Genomic DNA, 20,502 nt, shown 5'->3' with positions numbered 1-20,502 from the left:
GGGCCTTCCATGCAGGTCGACGCCGCGGGCGTACCTCTACATCTGGGCTCTGTACACCGTGTTGGTGGCGTCCCCGCCCTGCAAGGGGTTGGGGAAGTCGACGACGTGGCTCCCCGTCTTCGGGAAGACCTCGGCCAGGACGGCCTGGAACTCCTCGTCGGGCGGGTCGTTCGACCACAGGGCGAAGACGCCGTCCGGGTGGAGCCATCGGGCGAGCGCCCGCAGCCCGTCGGGGCGGTAGAGGGCCGCGTGCGCCGGGTGCAGTACGTGGCGGGGGGAGTGGTCCACGTCGAGCAGGACCGCGTGGAAGCGGCGGCCCGGTTCGTGCGGGTCCAGTCCGCCGCCGTCACCGGCCAGCGCGAAGAAGTCCCCTTGGACCAGGCGGCATCGGGAGTCCGACGTCAACTCGGTCCCGAGGGGCACGTATCCGCGTTCGTGCCATTCGATCACCTCGGCCAGCGTCTCGATCACCGTCAGGGAGCGCACCCGTGGGTCGGCCAGCGCGGCCTGCGCCGTGTATCCGAGGCCCAGGCCGCCCACGACGACATCGAGGCCGGTGTCCGGAAGAGGCGCGAGGCCGAGGCGGGCGAGTGCGATCTCGCCCGCCGTGAAGAGGCTGGACATCAGGAACTCGTCCCCGAGCTTCACCTCGTACACATCCGCGCCGGAGCCCGGGTCCCGGCGCCGCCGCAGGCTGATGTCCCCCATCGGGGTGGGGCGCCAGTCGATCTCTTCGAAACGCGTGCTCATGTGTCGTCTCTTCTGCGGCTGTGCCGTCTCTTGTGCGGTGGGAGGTGTGCGGGTGATGGTCGGGTGGGTCAGACCGCCGGTGCCAGCAGGTCCGCGGGGATGCCTCCCTTGTCCGGCGCGTAGAAGTTCTTGATCTCGGCTTCCCAGGCGTCCACCCTGATCCGGTCGGCGTCATCGGGCCCGAGGGCCTCGAAGAGGGCCTGGATGTTGGGCAGTTCGAACCCGACCCCCCTCAGCATGCCGGTGAAGACCGGCCGGGTCACCGTACCGGTGCCGTCCAGGTCTCCGAAGCGGGCGAAGCCGGCCGCGAACTCGTCGATCGCCCCGCTGAAACGCTCGGGCGACAGCACGCACGCCTGGTACTCGTCGTACGTGATCCGGCCGTCACGATTGGTGTCGAGTTCGCCGGCCAGCGTCTTCCAGTAGCGCGTGAACGCCGCTCGCATGGCCCGTTCGCTCTCCTCGTCGGCGCCGGGTGCGGCCGCGGCGACCCGGTCGCTCATCAGCTCGAAGTCGTCCGATTCCAGAACTCCGTTGCCGTCGGCGTCAAACAGGGTGAAGACGAGTCGAACGCGGTTGACCGCTTCGCTGCGCATGGGCTCCTACCTTTCGTTCAGGCCGGTTGACGGATGGCCGTGTCCGCGGTGGGCGGGTGGCACGGCCGTCGCGTTGTCACTATGCGGGCACCGGAACGCCGTGTCCCGGGGCGATCTGACCGGTCAACAGAAAGAGTGAAAGCGGCGCCGCTCCGGCATGAACCGTCGCCCTGCTAGGGAATGAACCGCGCCCCACTAGGGCGTGAACCGCCGCCGCTCCGGCATGAACCGCCCGCGATCCGACGCAGTACGTGGACCGGCGTGCACGGCGCACCGGGGAGATCGCCGGCGCCTCGTTCGGTTCGCGTGCGCCCTACCCGTGGTCGCGGGGCGCACTCGATGATGAGCGCACCGCACGGATCCCGAGTGACTCCGCACCCCCTGCCCACCCCTGCCCCTGCCCACCCCTGCCCCTGCCCACCCCTGCCCCCTGGGCACCCGTGGTACCCCGGCGCCCCGTCAGGCTGATCTGCGAAGAAGGAGCCCACATTGCTGCTGCTCATCTCCCCGGACGGCGTCGAGGAAGCCCTCGACTGCGCGAAGGCGGCGGAACACCTCGACATCGTGGACGTCAAGAAGCCCGACGAGGGCTCGCTCGGCGCCAACTTCCCGTGGGTCATCAGAGAGATCCGTGACGCGGTCCCGGCCGACAGACCGGTCTCCGCCACCGTGGGCGACGTGCCGTACAAGCCCGGCACCGTGGCCCAGGCGGCCCTCGGCGCGGTGGTCTCCGGAGCCACCTACATCAAGGTCGGCCTGTACGGATGCACCACACCCGACCAGGCCGTCGACGTCATGCGCGGAGTCGTCCGGGCGGTCAAGGACCACCGGCCCGACGCCCTCGTCGTCGCCTCGGGGTACGCCGACGCCCACCGGATCGGCTGCGTCAACCCGCTCGCACTGCCCGACATCGCCGCGCGCTCCGGCTCCGACGCGGCCATGCTCGACACCGCGGTCAAGGACGGGACGCGGCTGTTCGACCACGTTCCGCCGGAGGTCTGCGGGGAGTTCGTGCTCCGGGCCCACCGGGCCGGTCTGCTCGCCGCCCTCGCGGGCAGCGTGCGGGTGGAGGACCTCGGAGTGCTCACTCGTATCGGCACGGACATCGTGGGCGTACGCGGGGCGGTCTGCGAGGGCGGCGACCGCAACGCCGGAAGGATCAAACCGCAGTTGATCGCCGCCTTCCGTGCGGAGATGGACCGGCATGCGCGGGACCACCGCACGGCGGCCGTGACCGCCGCGGGGTGAGTGCCGGTACGTCGTGAGTTACGGCCCGCCCTGCGCGCCGCCACCGCCACACGCCTGAGTCCCCGCGCCACCCGTGACCTTCGATGCCCGCAGGAGGCGTGACGATGAGGTTCGGCGCGGCGGTACTGCGTTCGTACGACGGGCCGTTCGCCGTCGAGGAGGTGCACCTGGACACGGGGCCGGCCGACGGCGAGATCCTGGTCGAGATGGCGGGCTGCGGGATGTGCCGGACCGACCTCGCGGTCCGGCGTTCTGCGGGCCGCTCACCGTTGCCCGCGGTGCTCGGCCACGAAGGGGCCGGAGTCGTGGTGGAGACGGGCGGACCGCGCACCGGCCTGAGCGAAGGCGACCATGTCGTCCTGAGCTTCGATTCCTGCGGACACTGCCGCAGCTGCCTGGCCGCCGCCCCCGCCTACTGCGACTCCTTCGCCTCGCTCAACCTCTTCGGCGGGCGCGAGGACGAGGGGAACGCCGCGCGGTTCACCGACGCGGCCGGGGAGAAGCTGGCCCCCCGGTGGTTCGGTCAGTCCTCGTTCGCCGAGTACGCGGTGGCCCCGGCCCGCAACGCCGTACGGGTCGATCCCGCGCTGCCCCTCGAACTGCTCGGGCCGCTCGGCTGCGGGTTCCTCACCGGCGCCGGCGCGGTCCTCAACTCCTTCGGCGCCGGGCCCGGCGAGACCCTCGCGGTCTTCGGCGCGGGAGCGGTGGGCTTGGCGGCGGTGATGGCGGCCACCGCCTCCGGAGCGGTCACCGTGGCCGTCGACCGGCACCCCGAACGGCTGGCCCTCGCCGAGCGCTTCGGAGCGACCGCGGTGAGCGCCACGACATCCGACCTGCCCGCCCGCATCCGGCGACTGACCGACGGCGGCGCGTCCTACGCGCTGGACACCACCGCCTCCCCTCGGTTGATCAACGACGCGCTCCTGTCGCTGCGTCCGACCGGGCGCCTCGGCCTGGTGGCCCGGCTGCACAGCGCGCTGCCGCTCGAACCGGGGGCGCTGGACCGGGGCAGGAGCATCTCGCACATCTGTGAGGGGGACGCCGTGCCGGGAGTGCTGGTCCCGCGGCTGATCGGGCTGTGGCAGGCCGGGCGGTTCCCCTTCGACGAGCTGATCCGCACCTATCCGCTCACCGACATCAACGAGGCCGAACGGGACTGCGAGGCCGGCCGCGTGGTCAAACCCGTCGTGGTGCCGGAGCGCGGGAGCCGGTGAGGGAGGACTTCGAGGCCTCGCTCCCTTTCGTTCGTACGTACTTCTCGCTCTACGGGGACCGCATCCGCCAACGGAGGAAACGTGGCCGGCACAACGCATCACCCCACTCACCCCACTCACCCCACTCACCCCACTCACCCCTCTCGTACGGACGGCGTGGAAGGAGGTGTGGGCGCGACCGCTCTGCTGGTCGCCGCGGCGCGGGCGATCGAGACCCACCGCCCCGACCCCCTGGCACGGGACGTCTACGCGGAGCACTTCGTGCTCGCCACACCGGCGTCCGCCGGCTGGCCGGTCCGGATGCAGCAGGTCGCGGACGGTGACGCGAACCCCCTGTGGGGGAGGTTCGCGCGGTACTTCGGGCTGCGGACGAGGGTCCTCGACGACTTCTTGCTCCGGGCGGTGCACACGGAAGGCATCCGCCAAGTGGTGCTGCTGGGCGCCGGGTTGGACTCGCGGGCCTTCCGCCTCGACTGGCCCTCCGAGTGCGTGATCTTCGAGATCGACCGGGAAGGAGTGCTGAAGTTCAAGCAAGAGGTGCTCGACGGGCTGTCGGCCGCTCCGAGGGCGGCGCGCGTACCCGTCCCTGTCGACCTGCGCGCCGACTGGGTCGCGGCGCTGGCCGACGCCGGCTTCGACCCGGCCGCGCCGAGCGCGTGGCTCGCGGAGGGGCTGCTGTTCTACCTGCCACCCGCCGCGGAGACGTACCTCGTCGACAGGGTCGACCAACTGAGCGCGACAGGCAGCGCCTTGGCCTACGAGGTCAAGCTCGAGAAGGACCTGCTCGCCTACCGCGACAGCCCGCTCTACACCGCGACGACGCGGCAGATCGGCATCGACCTGCTCGACCTGTTCGACACCGGACCGCGCCCCGACTCCGCCGGCGACCTCGCGGGCAAGGGCTGGTCCACGACGGTCCGTACCCCCTTCGACTTCACCCGCCGGCACGGACGCGGCCCGCTGCCCGAGCCGAACGACGCGCTGGCGGGCAACCGTTGGGTGTTCGCCCACAAGCCCCGGCCGTGACAAGCCTCCGCGGGCAACAGGATCACGGTGCCCGTACCGGTAGCGATACGGAAAGCGACCGGGAGACCGTCGTCAGCTGCTGGGCGTCGGCGTTCAGCGTGTCCTTGGCCGGGAGGATGATGCCCACCGCGCGGGACGTGGCGGGCTCGCCGGCCGCTTGGGCGGCGAGGGCGCGGGGGAGGAGCGTCGCCACCGTTTCGGGCGGCGCGCCCTCCCGCAGGCCCACGGCCGTCAGGTGGGGGCTGAGCCGGACGAGGCCGTCGCGGCATTCGATGACGCGCCGGTAGTAGCGGCGGTGCATGCGGCGTACGTGCAGGGCTTCTCGCCAGGGCGCGGCCGGGGTGCCGGCGTACAGCGTGCTCTCGGGAAAGGCGGCGTGCAGCACGCTCCAGAGCGGGCGGAGCTGGCGGTACGCCCTGCGGTGGCGGCGCCAGATCCGCCAGGTGGCGAGGCGGGTCGCGATGCCGGAGTAGCTCAGGCCCACGGCGAAGAGGGGGATCGCTCCGACGACTGGAGTGCGGGTGACGCCGAAGCCGGCCGCCGCCCAACAGGTCCGCGCGCTGACGCGGGCCCTCCTCGGGTGGGTGGGCAGGCGGCCGCTCGACGGCGCGTCCGAGGCCGAAGGGACGACACTGATCCGCCACTCCGCGGAGGTCCGGCAGATGGTCATGGCCCTGACGCTGTGTGAGATACCGGTTGCCTTCCTGGTGTCGTCGATCCTGCCGGTGCCCGCGCGGTTCCCCCACGCGCTGCTCGAAGGGGCGCTGATCCTGCTCGGTTTCAGCGTGCTCGCGGCCATGGCCCGGCATCCGCACGGCGTGTCCGCGTCCCGGGTCGTCCTGAGCACCGGATTCATGGGGGAGATCTCCCTGCCGCGCGAGAAGGTCCGCTCGGCCAGCCGGTCGATGCGCACGATCCCCGGCCGCGGCCTGCGGCCCGTGCCCGACGAGCCCGGGTCCCTGGCCTGCTCGGTCGGCGGCTCCGTCAGCGTCTGCGTCCACCTCGAACCGCAGGTCCTCGTCGACCTCGGGAAGGACGGGACGATGGAGGTCACGTCGGTCTACGTCTCGGCGGACAACCCGGACGCGTTTCCCAGAGCCCTGAAGATCTGAAGCCGTGAACAAGGAGTCGTCTGTGAACCGCGAGAGTGTCTCCACGGGGGCCGAGGGTGACAAGCGGCAGGCCCTGGAGGAGCTACTCGGCTGTTACGCCGAGTCGGTGGGGTACGTACGTGGGTTCAGGCCGCGGTGAAGCCGCCGTCCGCGGCGAGTACGGCGCCCGTGACGAAGGAGGACCGCGGGGAGACCAGGAAGCACAGGACTTCCGCGATCTCGCGGGGCTGCGCCACCCTGCCCACCGGGTGGACGTCCGCGAAGGACGCGAGGTAGGCGCGGCTGTCGGGGCGGAACGTGTCGAGGAAGTCGGTCTCGACCACCCCCGCGGCGACGAGGTTCGCGCGGATGCCGAGGGGGCCGCCCTCCAGTGCGAGGACCTTGGTCAGCTGGGCGAGGGCCCCCTTCGACGCGCTGTAGGCGGCGCCCTCGGGCAGGCCGACGGTGGACGCGTACGAACCGGTGCTGACGATGGCGCCGCCGACGCCGCGCTCCTCCATCGCCCGGAAGGCCTCGCGGGCGAAGAGGAAGGCGCCGCGGGCGTTGACGGCCATCACGCTGTCCCAGTCCTGTGCGGTGGTGCGCGTGACGGGCTTGTTCAGGGTGCGTCCGGCGTTGTTGACCAGGATGTCGAGACCGCCGAAGGCGTCGACCGCGGCGCCCACCGCGCGGGTGGCGGTCTCCTCCGCGGTGACGTCACCGGTCACGGTCACGACACCGGGCAACTCCGCTGCGAGGGCGTCCAGTTCGGGGCGTGTGTCCAGGGCGACGACGTGGGCGCCGCGGGTGTGGAGGAGGGCGGCGGTCTCCTTGCCGATGCCGCGGGCGGCGCCGGTGACGAGAGCCGTTTTTCCGGCGAACTCGGGGGAGGCAGCGGCTTCGGTGGCTTCGTTTGACGGGGTTCGGGGCGTCATGTGGGTGCTCCTTGGTGGGGTCGGGGGTCGGGGGGTTGGGTCGGGTGTCCGGGTCAGTGGTTCCGGCCGTCGGTCGGGCTCGCGCGGCGGATGAGCGTGGCGCCGGTCAGGCCCGCGAGCACCGTGGCGACGATGACGCCCGTACCGAGGGCGTAGCCCGCCAGGGGGTCGCCCCGGTCCGTCCGCTGTCCGGCCTCGACGACGGCGGTGACCAGGGCGAGGACGACCGCGCCGCCGATCTGCATGAAGGTGTTGAGCAGGGCACCCGCCAGCCCCTGGTCCCGGTCGGGCACCCCGGCCACCGCGCTCATGTTCAGGGCGGGGAACGTCGCCGCGGTGCCGATCCCGTTGACGACCATGACGGGCAGGACCACCGTGAGGAACGGGCTGTCGGGGCCGATGCGGAAGAACAGCGCGTAGGACAGCGCGAGGAGCAGCATCCCGGCGGCGATCATCCTGGGCGCGCCGAACCGGGCGGCGAGCCGTCCCGCGAACGGTGCAAGGGCGCCGTTGGCGAGGCCCAGCGGGACGAAGGCGCCGGCGGTCTGCAGCGGCGTCCAGCCCAGCACGTTCTGCAGGTAGAGCGTGGCCAGGAACGCGAACGACGTGTAGGCGCCCCACATGGCGAAGATCGTCAGGTTGGTCGCGGCGGTCGTGCGCCGGGTGAGGAAGGACAGCGGGACCAGGGGCGTGCGGGCGCGGGACTCGGCACGTACGAACAGGACGAGCAGGGCGGCCGCCACGCAGAAGAGGACGAGGGTGCGGGCGGACAGCCAGCCGTGCGCGGGGGCCAGGGTGAGGGCGTAGACGAGGACCACCAGCGCCCCGGTGGCCGTCAGCGCGCCGGGCACGTCGAGCTTCCCGCGGGCGCCGCCCCGGGGGTCCGCCGGGAGCAGGCGCGGTCCCGCGAGCAGGGCCGCCGCGGCGATGGGTACGGGGAGCGCGAAGACCAGCCGCCACGACTGTTCCGTCAGTACGCCGCCGAGGATGAGACCGCCGACGAAGCCGCAGGCGCCGGCGGTGGCGTACCAGCCGAGGGCCCGGCCGCGGCGTGGCCCCTCCGGCCAGTTGGCGGTGATCAGGGAGAGCGCCGCCGGGGCCAGAAAGCCCGCCGCGACGCCTTTCACCAGGCGCGCCGCGATCAGCAGACCCCCGGTCGGGGCGAGCGCACCCAGCACGCTGACCACGCCGAATACGGCGACCGCGGTCAGGAACGCGCGCCGTCGGCCGAACAGGTCGGCGACCCGCCCGCCCAGGAGCAGGAACCCGCCGTAGCCGAGGGCGTACGCGGAGACGATCCACTGCAGGGAGCCCGAGGTCAGGCCGAGGTCGCGCTGGATCGCGGGCAGGGCCACGCCGACGTCGGACAGGTCGATGGCGTCCATGAAATGGGCCGCGCACAGCACGAGGAGGGCCGGGGTGCCGGGGGGCGGGGAGACCTCCGCGGCGGCCCGGGGGCTGTCGGCGGCAGCTCCGGGTCCGTCGACGCCCGTGGCGCCCTCGTCGGCATGTCCGACATCGCGGCCGCCGCTCCGTGCGTCGCCTGCATCGCCCGCGTCGCCTGCATCGCCTGTCATCAACGTGGCCTTCCTCGGTGGGGTTCAGGTGTCGTGCCCGACCGAGTCTGCGCAGGTCAGCGAGGGGGTACCAGGGTGTTCGTTGCCTGGGTGCGGCACACCCAGGCAGGGGGAGCGGGCCACGGCCTAGCCTGGGCGTCATGGACGACAACCACCTCGGGGAGTTCCTCCGCGCGCGCCGCGCCGGCCTGCGGCCGCAGGACGTCGACATGCCGAGTCACGGCGTACGCAGGGTCGCGGGACTGCGCCGCGAGGAGGTCGCCGTCCTGGCCGGCGTGAACGCGGACTACTACACCCGGCTGGAGCAGGGCCGTGAGCGCCGTCCCTCGCCGCAGGTGCTTGGCGCGCTCAGCCGTGCCCTGCGGCTCGACCGGGACGCCCGCGACCACGTGCACCGCCTTGCCGGTGTCTCACCGGACGGCCAGGACTGCCTCCACGCCGGCGAACACGTCAGCCCCGCGCTGCGTCAGCTGATGGACGGCTACCCGCACACCCCGGCGTTCGTGATGAGCCGCACGCTCGACCTGCTGGCCGCCAACGCCCTGGCCGACGCGCTGTACGCCCCCTTCACCCCGGCGGACAACCTGGCCCGCATGACCTTTCTCGACCCGGCCGGACGGCAGTTCTACCGAGACTGGGACCGGGCCGCCGAGGCCGCCGTCGCCAACCTGCGCCAGGCGAGCGGCTTCGACCCCGAACACCCGCGTCTGCGGCACCTGGTGGACATGCTGACCGAGCACAGTGCGGCGTTCCGGCGGCTGTGGGCGCGGCACACGGTGCGGGGGAAGACCCGGGACGCCAAACAACTCCTCCACCCCGACGTGGGACCTCTCTCCCTGACGTACCAGTCCTTCGACGTCAGGGACGCCCCGGGCCAGCAACTCGTCATCTACCACGCCGAACCGACCGGCCCATCGGCCCAGGCCCTGACCCTCTTGGGCTCCCTGCACGCCGTGGGCAGACCGGAACCGTCCCGCTCGGGCGGGCAGTGAGTCACGAGCCGGGGGAGTTGTCATGAGGGCCAACGCGCGCATGTCTCGGTTGCTCTCGGCGGTCCGCGCCGATGCCGAAGAAGCCGATGTCGAAGAAACGGACGCCCCGGAGGCCTTCCGTGCCGTCGCGGCGGAGGGCTGGGTCGTCGGGCGCGACGGAGCTCAGTTTCTGAGTGCGCTCCGTGCCGGGTACGCCGGTGCCGGGCATGGTGACGGGTTCAGGGACGTCGTCCGGTACGAAGCCACGGTCAACGGGCGCGGGATGATGGACCACGACCTTCCGCTCGCGGGCCCCAAACGCGAGGCGCTGCTCGTGCGTCGATGTCTCGGCTACGCGTACGCCGCGCTGCGGACCGTGCCGAGTTCGTGTGCGTGGCCCATGTTCGGCTACGTCTCGTTGTCGCACGGAGGCGTGGACGACGGGGCGCTCACCGCGAACGTGACGTTCTGCAGCCGGCGGGCGGACGTGCTTCCTTACGTGGGCGATGTGGACGCGTACGGAGACGAGGCCTTGCTGGAGATCGCGGCGGTGGACGTCGTCCGTCGGTGAAAGCCCCACCCCGCCGGCCGGTGAGTACGCACGTGCCGCGCCCCCCTCCCCTGTCGTACCCCCCGATCCCCTACCCCCGCCGATCCCCTACCCCCGCCGGTCCCTCCACCGCACCCCCGCCCCGAACCACCGCGCCAGTTCCTGTGCGTTGCGTTCGATCTCTTCGTCGTCCGCTCCCGTCAGGACGTAGGCCGCCAAGTAGTGGGCGGACTTCACTCCGCCCTCGTACGGCGCGCCGATCGTGGCGCGGAGGCGTTCCTCCGCCACGAACGGTGGGGGGTTCTGGGGCAGGGCCGCCAGCGTGGCGCGCTCGGGGTAGAAGACGACCCAGCCCGCGCTCCGGCCGGGGGCGACGCCGTGCGGGCGGGCGGTGCTCAGGGTCCTCGGGGCGACCTGCGCCCGGAACCACTGCTCGTCGAGGCTGAAGCCGGTCGCCGCGTGGATCGCGGGTGAGGTGAGCGCGCCACCCGTCCTGCTGCCGACCTCGCACAGCACGAGGCGGTCGTCGGGCGTGTGGAAGACCTCCAGGTGGAACGTGGTGCACTCGGGGGTGGGGAGGGAGGCCAACACCGTGTGGGCGTAGGTGATCAGACGGTTCGTCAGGGGGTGGTTTGATGCCAGTTGGGCCGAGCCCAGGTACACGCCGTCGTGGAACGACAGGCAGTCGTTGAGGTAGCGCGAGGCGAACGTGGCCACCGGCGCGCCCTCCGCCACCAGCCCGTCCACCACGTACATCCGGCCCTCCACGAACCGCTCCACCTCGGCCTGTTCGGGCAGGCCGTCGGCGAGGAGCCGGGCCAGGTCCGCGGGGCCGCGCAGCACCCGGGTGCCCGTGGAACCGGAGCCGAGGGCCGGCTTCACCACCACGGGGTAGCCGTGGTGGCGGACGAAGCCGAAGAGGTCGAAGGCCACCCGGACCGGGGCGAACTCCGGTACCTCCAGGCCGCTTCGGCGCACCAGGTCCTTCATGTGGACCTTGTCGCGGAACGCGAGCGCGCCGGCGAAGTCCTGGCCCGGCACCCCGAGCAGTTCCCGCAGCCGCGCGGCGCGCAGCAGGTCGCCCTCCATGCGGGCGATCACCGCGCCGATCGGCGTGCGCCCGGCGAGGTCGAGGGCCAGCCGCTCGGCCTCGCCGCCCTCGCGGAAGTCGGCGACGGAGACGGCGTCGGGGATGTGCCGGTACTGCGGGAATTTGGCCGCGGAGACCAGAAGGTACGGCCGTACGCCCGTATCGGCCGCCCACTTGTCGTACGGAGTGTCCGCATAGTCGCTGTCCACGAAAGCCAGAACATTCCGTGCCGCGCCGGAACTCATCGACATCTCCGCGCCCCCTCTCGCCACGCGCACCGGCTGTGCGCGGCCCTCAGGCTAGGGGCGTGAGCGCAGGTCAGGGCCGTCCTGGCGGATACCTCGGCTTTACCTCGGAAAGATTGTTCTGCTCATTGCGCCCGTGTAGGAAGAACGGAGACCGGAAGTATTTGATCTTGCACAGGAAACGGGGGGGAAGTTGAAGAACCAACGAATTCTCGCCGCATCGCCATCGGTTCACGACCACGGGCCGGTGAATTGCCCGCATACCCGCGCGGGCTCGTCCGACCGGGAAATGCACGGGCAGGACGGACCGGGGGCAGGCGCCGTCCTCGCGGTGCCGCTGCCCCGGAACACGCCCGCGGCGACGGGAGCCGCGCCGTGATCGACGTGCTGGTCGTCGACGACGACTTCCATGTGGCCGAGATCAACTCCCGGTACGTCTCCCGCATTCAGGGCTTCCGCGTCATGGGCCGGGCCCACACGGCCGCCGAGGCGCTGCGGGCCGTCGAGCGCGGCAGCGTCGACCTGATGCTGCTCGACCACTACCTCCCCGACGAGGACGGGCTCCAACTGGTGCGCAGGTTAAGGCGGCTCGGCCACGAGACCGACGTCATCATGATCTCGGCGGCGCACGGGGCGGAGCAGGTGAGCTCGGCGCTGCGCAACGGTGTTCTGCAATACCTCGTCAAGCCGTTCACCTTCGCCGCGCTGCGCGCCAAGTTGACCTCGTACGCGCAGATGCGGGACCGGCTCGACCGCTCGGACTCCCTGGGCCAGGGCGAGGTGGACGAGATCTTCGGCACGCTGCACACGCCGGTCCGGACGGAGCTGCCGCCCAAGGGCTACTCGGCGGCGACCACCGAGCACATCCGCGACGTACTGCTGCGGGCCGGCAAGGCGCTGTCCGCGCAGGAGGTGGCCGACCTCACCGGGGTGAGCCGCTCCACCGCGCAGCGCTATCTCAAGCACCTCCAGGAGTGCGGCACCGTCCAACTCGCCCTGAAATACGGGGGAGCGGGGCGACCCGAGCACCACTACGAGACCGCACACGGCGTCTTACGCCCACGCCCCCGCTGACCGTGGCAGCCAAAAGAAGCGGCAGAGAAGCGGTAGTCAAAAGAAGCAGAAGGGGTTTTCCGCAGTAAAGCCACAGTGCCCGCTAAACCGTGTCCGCCCCCGGCTCCTGATCTAGTGTCCGACTCGATCGAAAAGCTCCTCACCTGCAAGGACACCGGAGACCTGCTATGGGCGTGACACGCCGTACGCTCCGCCTCGGAGCCTTTCTCCTGGCCCCCGGCTACCACGTCGCCTCCTGGCGGCACCCGACGGCCCGCGCGAACGGCGGCCTGGACTTCGCCCACTACCGCGAGCTCCTGCACACCGCCGAGCGCGGCAAGTTCGACATGTTCTTCGTCGCCGACGGGGTGGGCATCCGCACCCCGTACCGCGACGCCGACGACCTGAGCCGCTGGGGCCGCTTCCTCCAGTTCGACCCGCTGACGCTGCTGTCCGCCCTCGCCGTGCACACCACGCACATCGGTCTCGCGGCGACCGCGTCGACGACGTACAACGAACCGTTCCACATCGCGCGGAAGTTCGCCTCGATCGACCATCTGAGCTCCGGCCGCTCCGCCTGGAACATCGTCACCTCGGTCACCGACGCCGAGGCGAAGAACTTCAACCGCGACTCCCAGCCCGACCACGCCGCGCGCTACCACCGCGCCCGGGAGTTCATGGAGGTCGTCACCGGCCTGTGGGACAGCTGGGACGACGACGCGTTCGTCTGTGACAAGGAGTCCGGGCGTTACTTCGACCCGGCCGGGCTGCACGTCCTGGACCACAAGGGCGAGCACTTCTCGGTGCGCGGACCGCTCAACGTGGCCCGCCCGCCGCAGGGTTACCCCGTCCTCGTCCAGGCGGGCGCCTCCGCGGACGGCCAGGACTTCGCCGCACGCTGGGCGGAGGTGATCTTCACCGCCGCCCAGACCCTGGACGAGGGGCGGACGTTCTACCGCGGCATCAAGGAACAGGCCGCAGCCTACGGACGCGACCCCGACCAGATGAAGGTCATGCCCGGCCTCTTCCCGGTGATCGGCCGCACCCGCGCCGAGGCCGAGGACAAGTACGCCGTCCTGCAGGAACTCGTCGACCCCGTCGTCGGGTTGGGGCTGCTCACCCAGCTCCTCGGCGACATCGACATCTCCGGCCTCCCGCTGGACGAGCCGCTGCCCGAACTGCCGCCCACCGAGGGCAGCACCAGCCGCCGGCAGCTCGTCTACGACAAGGCGCGCCGCGAGGGCCTGACGGTCAGGGAGCTGTATCAGTCCCTGACCGGGGGCCGCGGCCACCGCATCGTCATCGGCACCCCCGACGACGTCGCCGACCTCATGGAGGAGTGGTTCACCGGCGGGGCCGCCGACGGCTTCAACGTCATGCCGCCCGTACTCCCCGACGGCCTGGACGACTTCGTCGACCTCGTCGTGCCCGAGCTGCAGCGCCGCGGCCTGTTCCGCACCGAGTACGAGAGCACCACCCTGCGCGGAAACCTCGGCATCGACCGGCCCGCCCGGGGTGCCGCGGCCCGCGTCCCGCTGAAGCCGGGCCCGTCCCGAGTCCAGGAGTGAGCACCGCCATGCCGTCGTTCGCCAGAACCCTCAGTGAGATACCGCCCTCCCCGCTGGTGGCCGTCGACCGGCTGCTGCGCTCCTCGGCGGTGGCCGACCCGGTGCCGCTGCAGCAGGGCAGGACGGTCTTCGAGCCGTGCGCGCGGCCGGGCACCTGGGACCGCGCCGAGTTCGGGATCGCCGCCCACGAGCACGCGCCGCCCGCCGGTGTCCCCGCGCTGCGCTCGGCCTTCGCCGATGCGGCGGGCCGGCGCCGCCGCACCCCCGTCGACCCCGGGCAGATCCTGGTCACCAGCGGCGCCACCCACGCCATCGCGGTGACCCTGCACGCCATCCTCGACGCGGGCGACGAGGTCGTCGTCCTCTCCCCGCAGTGGCTGTTCGCGACCGGCCTGGTGTGGGCGGCCGGCGGGATCCCGCGCGAGGTGCCGGTCTTCCTGGAGCTCAGTGCGGACCCGGACTTCGACTTCATCGCCGCGATCGAGCGGGCGGTGGGGCCGCGCACCCGGGCGATCTACTTCAACAACCCCAACAACCCCACGGGCTTCCGCCTCGACGCACGCGCCCTGGCCGCGCTCGCCGACCTCGCCGCCCGGCACGACCTGTGGCTGATCGCCGACAACGCCTACGAGAACTACGACTTCGGCGACGGCGGCTTCCTCGACACGGCGAGTGTCCCCGGCGCCGCCGAGCGCACCTTCTCGGTGCACAGTTGCAGCAAGACGTACGCCATGCCCGGCGCCCGCGTGGGCCACCTCATCTCGCCGCCCGGCGCCGAGGAGGTCCTCACCAAGTGGTCGCTGCACACGCTGTACTCGGTCTCCACCGCCGCGCAGTACACCGCCTTCCGCGCGCTGGCCACCCCCGCCGACGAGCTCGCGCGGCGCCGGGCGGCGGCCGAGCGCGCCTGGCGGCTCGCCGACGCCGCCCTGGAGATCCCGCACACCCGCGTCAGGGGCGGCCTCTACACCTTCCTCGACCTCGGCGGGTACGGCGACGGCGCGGAGTTCGTGCGGCGCTGCGCCGAGGCGGGCGTGGGGCTCGCGCCGGGCCGGGTGTTCGGCGCGCACTGCGACGGCTGGGCCCGGCTCTGCTTCACCGCGGCGCCCGAAGAGGCCGTCACGGACGCCATCGGCCGTATCAACAAGATCTACTGGGAGGGCGGCCGTGACCGTTGACACCACCACCGCGAGGCCCACGGCGGCCGCCGCGCTGACCCCCTACCTGCACCGGTACGACAGCCCGGCCCAGTTGGGCCTCAAGATCAACGCGTACCGGGGTTACGAGGTGGAGGGCCTGGCCGAGGCGCTGCGCGCGCCGGACCTCCTCGACGCCCCCGTCGAATGCGTGATGGTCGGCGACTCGTACTTCATGACCCACCTGGGCCGCACCGGCACCGCCCTGACCGGCGACGCCGAGCAGGAGTGGGGCCTTGCCACCCTCACCGGCCTGGTGGCCGAGGTGCGCGAGACGCTGGACGCCGCATTCCCCGCCGCCCGGCGACCGTTCCTCCTCGCCGACCTGCCGGACGGGACGACGCGCAGCCCCGCCACGGCCCGTGCCGCCGCCGACCGGTTCGTCGCCGCCGGCGCGGACGCCGTCAAGATCGAGGTGGCGGGGGAGGGCGAGTTCGACTGCGTCGAGGCGGTGGCCGCGGCCGGCGTCCCCACCCTGGCGCATCTCGGCTACACCCCGCAGAGCGGCGGCCTGGCCCGGCACGGCGACGCCCTGGACGGCGCGCTCACGCTCTTCGCGCAGGCCCGCAGGGCCCGGGACGCGGGCGGCTGCGGGCTGATCGTCGAGATGGTCAGCGAGGCCGTGAACCAGGCGCTGAGCCGCCCGCACCCCGCGGGCCTCCCGCTGTACTCGGTGTTCAGCGGCCGGGCCCGCTGGGGCGGCCAGAGCCTCAACCTGTGGGACGCCGTCGTGCGCCCCGTCCCCGGCGGCCGTTACTTCCCGCCGACCCCGGTCATCGACGCGGCCGAGGTGCCCGAGCGGTACACCCCGGAGTTGATCGCCCACCGCATGCGCGAACTGCTGCGGCTCAGCGTCGCCGGCTGGTTCCCGCTCTCCCCACGCACCGCCCTGACCCCCCGTGAGACGGCCGAGATCACCGGCATCGACCCCTGGAGTGCCTCATGACCACCGCCGAACCGGTCACCACAGGGCTGGCAGCCGCAGAGCCGGTCACCACGGAGCCGGTGACCGCCGGCTCGGACACGGCCGTCTTCGACGAGCTCGAATCGGCCGTGCGCACCTATTGCCGGCGCTTCCCCGCCGTCTTCACGCGGGCGTCCGGACACCGCATGTGGGACGCCGGGGGCCGCGAGTACATCGACTTCCTGTCCGGCGCGGGCGCGCTCAACTACGGGCACAACCCGGCCGACCTGCGCGCCGCCCTCATCGCCTACCTCCAGGCCGACGGGCCGGTCCACGGCCTCGACCTGCACACCGGCGCCAAGGCCGCGTTCCTGCGCCGCTTCCGCGAGGTGGTGCTCGCGCCGCGCGGGCTCGACCACCGGGTGCAGTTCACTGGGCCGACCGGCACCAACGCCGTCGAGGCGGCGTTCAAGACGGCCCGCAGGGTCACCGGACGCACCGACGTCATCGCCTTCACCGGCGGCTTCCACGGCCTCTCGCTCGGCGCGCTCGCCGCGTCCGCCACCTCGTTCAAGCGCGGGGCGGCCGGCGTGCCGCTCGGCCACGTCACGCGCATGCCGTACGAGGGGTACGCGGGCGAAGGCGTCGACACCATCGACTATCTGACCCGGATGCTCGACGACCCGGGCAGCGGCATCGACCTGCCCGCGGCCTTCGTGGTGGAGACCGTGCAGGGCGAGGGCGGCCTCGCGGCGGCGAGCCCCGTATGGCTGCGCAGGCTCGCCGAGGTGGCGCGCGAGCGGGGCATCCTGCTCATCGTCGACGACATCCAGGCGGGCTGCGGGCGCACCGGCACCTTCTTCAGCTTCGAAGAGGCGGGCATCGTCCCGGACTTGATCTGTCTGTCCAAGTCCATCAGCGGCTTCGGCATGCCGATGGCCCTGGTCCTGGTCCGCCCCGAACTCGACCAGCTGGGCCCCGGCGAGCACAGCGGCACCTTCCGCGGCAACAACCTCGCCTTCGTCACCGCCACCGCCTGCCTGGACCGCTGGGCGGACCCGGAGTTCACCGCGCAGGTGCGGCGCAACGCCGCCGCCCTCGAAGACCGCCTCACCGAACTGGCGCACTCCTTCGCCGAGTTGGGCTGCACCGTCCTCGGCCGCGGGCTGATCCGCGGCCTCGGCTTCACCGACCCGGAGCTCGCGGACCGGGTGTCGCGGGCCGCCTTCACGCGCGGGCTCCTGGTGGAGACGTCCGGCGCCCGCGGCCAGGTCCTCAAGATCATGCCGCCCATCGTGGCGGACGCCGACGAGCTCGCGCCCGGCCTCGCCCTGCTCGCCGACTCCATCGCGGCGGCGGCACGACAGCACGTATCCGAAGGGGACCTGAGTTGAGCATCGCCGAACACGAGCACACCGTCGAGGACGACGTCGAGGGCGACTTCGACGGCGCTCACGGAGACGGCCACGAGGATGGCCACGGGGATGGCCACGCGCACGGCATCGACGAGACCGTGCTGCGCCGGATCGCCGACTCCTGGCCGCGGCGCGCCACGATCCGCACCGACCTGGACCAGATATCCGAGCCCGAGGAGTACGACGAGCGGCTGCCGGACTACCCCGAGCACCTGCTGCCGTTCGCCGACCACCCGCTCTACCTCGCGGCCGCGCCCGAGCAGCGCCAGAAGGTCCTCACCCTGGCCTGGCTCGTCTACAACGAGCGGGTCATCGCGGCCGAGGAGCACGTCGCCAACCCGACCTTCGCCATGATCATGCACGGCGCCTTCCCCGGCGCCGACAGCGTCCAGCTCAAGCGTGCCGTCCAGCAGACGCACGTGGACGAGGTCTGGCACACGTACATGCACATGATCGCGATGCAGCGCACCCGCGAGGTGCGGCAGGTCACCGGCGAGCCCGCCTACCCGCACACCGTCACCTACCGCCGCCTCCTCGAAGCCGACGCGAAGGCGTCGGAGCGCTGGGAGCGCGATCTGCTGAAGCTGGTGTGGACGACCGTCTCGGAGATCAGCGTCAACGCCTATCTGGAGCTGCTCTCCCGCGACAGGAGCGTCCAGCCGCTGCACGCCCTGGTGCCCCGGCTGCACGCCCGCGACGAGTCCGCGCACTCCTCCGTCATGGTCGAGGTCGCCAAGGCGCTCTACGTGCACATGAACACCGAGCAGCGCCGCACCTTCGTCGACTCGCTGCCCACGGCACTGCACGCCTTCGTGGAGCAGGACTTCGCGGTGTGGCCCGGCATCCTGCGGGCCGCCGGGTTCGAGAAGGCCGACGAGATCGTCGAGGACTGCCGGCGCCAGGCCGGCACCGGCCTGCTGGTGCGCGACTTCTCCGGGGTGCGGCGCATCGTGCGCGAGATGGAGCTCGAGGACCAAGTCGACTTCGACTTCGGGACCGAGTGACGTGAAGCTCACCGCGGGCGGGCGCAGGCTCGCCGCCGCAGCCCTCGTCCAGTCGCTCGGCATCGGCCTGTTCATGGCGAGCTCCATGGCGTACTTCACCCGGCAGGTGGACCTGTCGGCGAACCAGGTGGCCTCCGGGCTCGCCATCGCCGGCGTCGTCGCCCTCGGGATCTCGCTGCTCGGCGGGGTCCTCGCCGACCGGTACGGGGCGCGGCGGGTGCTCGCCGCGGTGTATCTGGGGCGGGGCGTGTGCTGTGCGGCGTACGTCTTCGTCACCGGTTTCTGGCAGTTCATGGTGGTGACGCTCTGCGCGGTGGCGTGCGACAGGGCCGGGCCCCCGGTGCTCCAGGCGCTGGTCGCCGTGGCCGTGCCGGAGCGCCGGGAGCGTACCCGGCTGCTCGCGGTGGTCAACGTCGTACGCAACTGCGGGCTCGGCGTCGGCGCGATGGCGGCCGGTGTGGCGCTCGTCGGCGACACGCAGGCCGCCTACCGGGTCACCCTGATCGCCATCGGGCTGGCCTTCCTCGGCGGGGCGGTGCTGGTGCTTCGGGTGGACGAACTGGCCGCGCCTGAGAGCGGTTTGGATGCTGATACGGATACCGATACCGATGCCGATACCGATGCCGATTCCGAACCGCGGGAGACGGCTGAACGTGCCGTCACGGCACGGGTGTTGCCCGACGCGCGCTATCTGACGCTGACCGCGCTCAACTTCCTGCTGTTCTCCTTCGACACGATGCTGCTCGTCGCGATGCCCGTGTGGATCCTGGAGCACACGGACGCGCCACGGGCCACCGTGTCGGTCCTGTTCACGCTGAACACCGTGCTCGTCGTGGTCCTGCAGATCCCGGTCAGCAAGCTGGCCACCGGCCGGCGGCGCACCACCCGGATGCTCACCTGGACGGGCGCCGTGCTCGCGGTGAGCAGCCTGTGCTTCGCCGCGTCCGGCGCGGTCGCGGGCGGGTCCGCGGTGGCATGGCTGGCCGCCGCCGTGGTGACGCTGTCCCTGGCCGAGGTGACCGCCAACTCCGCGGTGTGGGACCTCTCCATCGCCCTGGCACCCGAGGAGCGGCGCGGACGGTACCTTTCCGTGTTCAACCTGAGCGTGGCCGGCCAGCGCGTCCTCGGACCCGTCATGGTCACCGGACTGCTGCTCGGCTCCGGCGCGCTCGGCTGGGTGGTGGCCGCGGCGGTCCTCGTGGCCGCGGGCTTCGCGGCCGAGCGGGTGGCCCGCGCGGCGGGGCGGCGCATCAGTGAGAAGGGGCTCGTCGATGCCTGAACTCTCCGTCCTCCTCTTCGCGTCCGTCGCCGTCTTCCTCGGCGCGCTGGTCCAGGGCAGCCTCGGCGTGGGGCTCGCCCTGGTGTCGGCGCCGGTCGTGCAGATCGCCGCGCCGGACCTCATGCCGGGCTCGCTGCTCCTGGTCGCCGCGGTCCTTGCCGCGCTCGGGGCGGTGCGGGAGATCTCCCACACCGACTGGTACGGCGTCTCCTGGGCGATGGCAGGGCGGATCGTCGGCACGGTGACGGCGTCGTACGTCATCCTCGTCGTCTCGGTGCCGACGCTCGACCTGCTCTCCGCGGGGATCACCCTGGGCGTCGTCTCGCTGCTCGCCTTCGACCCGGCCAGGCTGCCCAGGAACCGGAGCACGCTGATCGCCTCCGGCGCCGTGGCGGGCCTCACCGGCACGACCTCGTCCATCGGCGGGCCGTTCATCGCGCTCGTCTACAGCCAGGAACCCGGGCCGAAGGTCCGCGGCACCCTCAGCGTCTTCTACACGGCGGGCACGCTGCTCTCGCTCGTCTCCCTCACCGCGGTGGGCCGGCTCTCGGGCGACCAACTGTCGTTCGGCGCGATGCTGTTGCCCGCGGTGGTGGCCGGGTTCGCGCTGTCGGGTCCGGTCAGGAAGCGGGTGGACGGTGGCGGCCGGCTGCGCGGCGCGGTGCTCGTCCTCGCCGTCGTCGCCGCGGCCGTCCTCGTCGTCCGGGGCCTGACGGCCCTCGTCGCCGGGTGAGCGCATGGAGCGAGACGAGCTCACGTACCGAGATGACCACACGCACCGAGAAAGGAA

General features: G+C 72.1%; 20 protein-coding genes. 14 read left to right on the top strand and 6 right to left on the bottom strand.

Going from position 1 to position 20,502, the window contains the following annotated elements; all coding sequences use genetic code 11:
- Positions 1-36: 36 nt before the first annotated feature.
- Entirely contained in the window at positions 37-750 is a 714-nt protein-coding gene (locus ACFYO9_RS20730) for a spermidine synthase (protein ID WP_358777767.1), read from the bottom strand.
- Between the two features lie 68 nt (positions 751-818).
- Positions 819-1,346 carry an EF-hand domain-containing protein gene (locus tag ACFYO9_RS20725; protein ID WP_358777766.1) on the bottom strand — a complete coding sequence of 176 codons (528 nt, stop codon included), beginning with the start codon at positions 1,344-1,346 and terminating at the stop codon, positions 819-821.
- A 489-nt stretch (positions 1,347-1,835) separates the two neighbouring features.
- Here ACFYO9_RS20725 and ACFYO9_RS20720 point away from each other — a divergent pair, with 489 nt between their 5' ends.
- The 3 genes from ACFYO9_RS20720 (at position 1,836) to ACFYO9_RS20710 (ending at position 4,834) form a co-directional block, all read left to right on the top strand.
- The gene (locus ACFYO9_RS20720) at positions 1,836-2,594 is read left to right on the top strand and encodes a (5-formylfuran-3-yl)methyl phosphate synthase (protein WP_358777765.1); all 759 of its coding nucleotides are present in this window, start codon (positions 1,836-1,838) and stop codon (positions 2,592-2,594) included.
- Positions 2,595-2,698: 104 nt separating this feature from the next.
- Positions 2,699-3,808: an NAD(P)-dependent alcohol dehydrogenase gene (locus tag ACFYO9_RS20715; RefSeq protein WP_358777791.1), complete on the top strand. Its 1,110-nt coding sequence runs from the start codon at positions 2,699-2,701 to the stop codon at positions 3,806-3,808.
- Positions 3,809-3,976: 168 nt separating this feature from the next.
- Complete coding sequence (locus ACFYO9_RS20710; RefSeq protein ID WP_358777764.1) at positions 3,977-4,834, top strand: class I SAM-dependent methyltransferase; 858 nt, start codon at positions 3,977-3,979, stop codon at positions 4,832-4,834.
- Between the two features lie 22 nt (positions 4,835-4,856).
- On the opposite strand, the gene ACFYO9_RS20705 is transcribed toward ACFYO9_RS20710, so the two are convergent.
- The gene (locus ACFYO9_RS20705) at positions 4,857-5,333 is read right to left on the bottom strand and encodes an MAB_1171c family putative transporter (protein ID WP_358777790.1); all 477 of its coding nucleotides are present in this window, start codon (positions 5,331-5,333) and stop codon (positions 4,857-4,859) included.
- Between the two features lie 22 nt (positions 5,334-5,355).
- Between ACFYO9_RS20705 and ACFYO9_RS20700 the strand changes: the two genes are divergently transcribed.
- Positions 5,356-5,946 carry a hypothetical protein gene (locus tag ACFYO9_RS20700; protein WP_358777792.1) on the top strand — a complete coding sequence of 197 codons (591 nt, stop codon included), beginning with the start codon at positions 5,356-5,358 and terminating at the stop codon, positions 5,944-5,946.
- A gap of 125 nt (positions 5,947-6,071) precedes the next feature.
- Here ACFYO9_RS20700 and ACFYO9_RS20695 read toward each other — a convergent pair whose 3' ends face one another.
- A complete protein-coding gene (locus tag ACFYO9_RS20695) occupies positions 6,072-6,860 on the bottom strand; it encodes an SDR family oxidoreductase (protein ID WP_358777763.1) in 789 nt (262 codons plus the stop codon).
- A 53-nt stretch (positions 6,861-6,913) separates the two neighbouring features.
- On the bottom strand, positions 6,914-8,437 hold the full coding sequence (locus tag ACFYO9_RS20690; RefSeq protein WP_358777762.1) for an MFS transporter: 1,524 nt from the start codon (positions 8,435-8,437) through the stop codon (positions 6,914-6,916).
- Positions 8,438-8,577: 140 nt separating this feature from the next.
- Here ACFYO9_RS20690 and ACFYO9_RS20685 point away from each other — a divergent pair, with 140 nt between their 5' ends.
- Together ACFYO9_RS20685 and ACFYO9_RS20680 are read left to right on the top strand one after the other, a co-directional pair.
- Complete coding sequence (locus ACFYO9_RS20685; RefSeq protein ID WP_358777761.1) at positions 8,578-9,429, top strand: helix-turn-helix transcriptional regulator; 852 nt, start codon at positions 8,578-8,580, stop codon at positions 9,427-9,429.
- Positions 9,430-9,451: 22 nt separating this feature from the next.
- A complete protein-coding gene (locus tag ACFYO9_RS20680; protein ID WP_358777760.1) occupies positions 9,452-9,979 on the top strand; it encodes a hypothetical protein in 528 nt (175 codons plus the stop codon).
- Between the two features lie 87 nt (positions 9,980-10,066).
- On the opposite strand, the gene ACFYO9_RS20675 is transcribed toward ACFYO9_RS20680, so the two are convergent.
- A complete protein-coding gene (locus ACFYO9_RS20675; RefSeq protein WP_358777759.1) occupies positions 10,067-11,257 on the bottom strand; it encodes an ATP-grasp domain-containing protein in 1,191 nt (396 codons plus the stop codon).
- Positions 11,258-11,668: 411 nt separating this feature from the next.
- On the opposite strand from ACFYO9_RS20675, the gene ACFYO9_RS20670 reads away from it, so the two are divergent.
- From ACFYO9_RS20670 to ACFYO9_RS20635, 8 genes are all read left to right on the top strand, one after another.
- Entirely contained in the window at positions 11,669-12,367 is a 699-nt protein-coding gene (locus ACFYO9_RS20670) for a response regulator (protein ID WP_358777758.1), read from the top strand.
- A gap of 167 nt (positions 12,368-12,534) precedes the next feature.
- Positions 12,535-13,914, top strand: coding sequence for an LLM class flavin-dependent oxidoreductase (locus tag ACFYO9_RS20665; RefSeq protein WP_358777757.1), 1,380 nt, complete (start codon positions 12,535-12,537; stop codon positions 13,912-13,914).
- An 8-nt stretch (positions 13,915-13,922) separates the two neighbouring features.
- Entirely contained in the window at positions 13,923-15,092 is a 1,170-nt protein-coding gene (locus ACFYO9_RS20660; protein ID WP_358777756.1) for a pyridoxal phosphate-dependent aminotransferase, read from the top strand.
- Complete coding sequence (locus ACFYO9_RS20655; RefSeq protein ID WP_358705953.1) at positions 15,082-16,056, top strand: 3-methyl-2-oxobutanoate hydroxymethyltransferase; 975 nt, start codon at positions 15,082-15,084, stop codon at positions 16,054-16,056. Before ACFYO9_RS20660 ends, ACFYO9_RS20655 begins: the two co-directional genes overlap by 11 nt.
- On the top strand, positions 16,053-17,408 hold the full coding sequence (ectB, locus tag ACFYO9_RS20650) for a diaminobutyrate--2-oxoglutarate transaminase (RefSeq protein WP_358777755.1): 1,356 nt from the start codon (positions 16,053-16,055) through the stop codon (positions 17,406-17,408). The genes ACFYO9_RS20655 and ectB overlap by 4 nt, the downstream gene beginning before the upstream one ends.
- Entirely contained in the window at positions 17,405-18,433 is a 1,029-nt protein-coding gene (locus ACFYO9_RS20645) for a diiron oxygenase (protein WP_358777754.1), read from the top strand. The genes ectB and ACFYO9_RS20645 overlap by 4 nt, the downstream gene beginning before the upstream one ends.
- A 1-nt stretch (position 18,434) precedes the next feature.
- On the top strand, positions 18,435-19,712 hold the full coding sequence (locus ACFYO9_RS20640; protein WP_358777753.1) for an MFS transporter: 1,278 nt from the start codon (positions 18,435-18,437) through the stop codon (positions 19,710-19,712).
- On the top strand, positions 19,705-20,445 hold the full coding sequence (locus ACFYO9_RS20635) for a TSUP family transporter (protein WP_355804564.1): 741 nt from the start codon (positions 19,705-19,707) through the stop codon (positions 20,443-20,445). The genes ACFYO9_RS20640 and ACFYO9_RS20635 overlap by 8 nt, the downstream gene beginning before the upstream one ends.
- The last annotated feature ends 57 nt before the right edge of the window (positions 20,446-20,502 follow it).

It is taken from the genome of Streptomyces sp. NPDC005863, assembly GCF_042871345.1.
Classification (GTDB): Bacteria; Actinomycetota; Actinomycetes; order Streptomycetales; family Streptomycetaceae; genus Streptomyces.
This window is presented reverse-complemented; position numbering and strand designations above follow the sequence as displayed.

What these genes read in the sequence shown, in the direction of transcription:
- ACFYO9_RS20730 (WP_358777767.1), bottom strand. Translation starts at nt 750, where the DNA reads ATGAGCACGCGTTTCGAAGAGATCGACTGGCGCCCCACCCCGATGGGG.
- ACFYO9_RS20725 (WP_358777766.1), bottom strand. Translation starts at nt 1,346, where the DNA reads ATGCGCAGCGAAGCGGTCAACCGCGTTCGACTCGTCTTCACCCTGTTT.
- ACFYO9_RS20715 (WP_358777791.1), top strand. Translation starts at nt 2,699, where the DNA reads ATGAGGTTCGGCGCGGCGGTACTGCGTTCGTACGACGGGCCGTTCGCC.
- ACFYO9_RS20695 (WP_358777763.1), bottom strand. Translation starts at nt 6,860, where the DNA reads ATGACGCCCCGAACCCCGTCAAACGAAGCCACCGAAGCCGCTGCCTCC.
- ACFYO9_RS20690 (WP_358777762.1), bottom strand. Translation starts at nt 8,437, where the DNA reads ATGACAGGCGATGCAGGCGACGCGGGCGATGCAGGCGACGCACGGAGC.
- ACFYO9_RS20685 (WP_358777761.1), top strand. Translation starts at nt 8,578, where the DNA reads ATGGACGACAACCACCTCGGGGAGTTCCTCCGCGCGCGCCGCGCCGGC.
- ACFYO9_RS20680 (WP_358777760.1), top strand. Translation starts at nt 9,452, where the DNA reads ATGAGGGCCAACGCGCGCATGTCTCGGTTGCTCTCGGCGGTCCGCGCC.
- ACFYO9_RS20665 (WP_358777757.1), top strand. Translation starts at nt 12,535, where the DNA reads ATGGGCGTGACACGCCGTACGCTCCGCCTCGGAGCCTTTCTCCTGGCC.
- ACFYO9_RS20660 (WP_358777756.1), top strand. Translation starts at nt 13,923, where the DNA reads ATGCCGTCGTTCGCCAGAACCCTCAGTGAGATACCGCCCTCCCCGCTG.
- ectB (WP_358777755.1), top strand. Translation starts at nt 16,053, where the DNA reads ATGACCACCGCCGAACCGGTCACCACAGGGCTGGCAGCCGCAGAGCCG.
- ACFYO9_RS20635 (WP_355804564.1), top strand. Translation starts at nt 19,705, where the DNA reads ATGCCTGAACTCTCCGTCCTCCTCTTCGCGTCCGTCGCCGTCTTCCTC.